Annotated in this window: 1 rRNA gene; it reads right to left on the bottom strand. The window is 51.4% G+C overall.

The features are described from left to right. Positions 1–701 (bottom strand): 23S ribosomal RNA (locus tag ACH8E3_RS16695); the annotation flags it as partial. Positions 702–710 lie beyond the last annotated feature (9 nt).

The following is a 710-nucleotide window of genomic DNA, read 5'->3' as shown; positions in this document are numbered from 1 at the left end:
TTCGCCCTATTCAGACTCGCTTTCGCTGCGGCTCCGCCTTCTCAGCTTAACCTTGCACGGGAACGTAACTCGCCGGTTCATTCTACAAAAGGCACGCCATCACCCATAAATAGGGCTCTGACTTTTTGTAAGCACACGGTTTCAGGTTCTATTTCACTCCCCTTCCGGGGTGCTTTTCACCTTTCCCTCACGGTACTGTTTCACTATCGGTCACTAGGGAGTATTTAGCCTTAGCAGATGGTCCTGCTGGATTCATACGGGGTTTCACGTGCCCCGCACTACTCGGGATCCGTCTCGGAGGGAACATACTTTTGGTTACAGGGCTTTTACCTTCTATGCCGGGCCTTTCCAGACCTCTTCACCTAATATATTCTTTTGTAACTCCATGTGAGACGTCCCACAACCCCAAGGAGCAAGCTCCTTGGTTTGGGCTAATCCGCGTTCGCTCGCCGCTACTGACGGAATCACTATTGTTTTCTCTTCCTCAGGGTACTTAGATGTTTCAGTTCCCCTGGTCTGTCTCTACCTACCCTATGTATTCAGGTAAGAGTGACTGCGTATTAACACAGCCGGGTTTCCCCATTCGGACACCCCCGGATCAAAGCTTGCTTACAGCTCCCCGAGGCAGTTTCGTTGTTCGCCACGTCCTTCATCGACTCCTAGTGCCTAGGCATCCTCCGTGTGCTCTTAGTAGCTTAACCACGATGCTC

It is taken from the genome of Paenibacillus sp. CMAA1364 (genome assembly GCF_054373195.1).
Note: the sequence above shows the minus strand (reverse complement) of the source record. Positions and strands in the feature narration are given on the sequence as shown.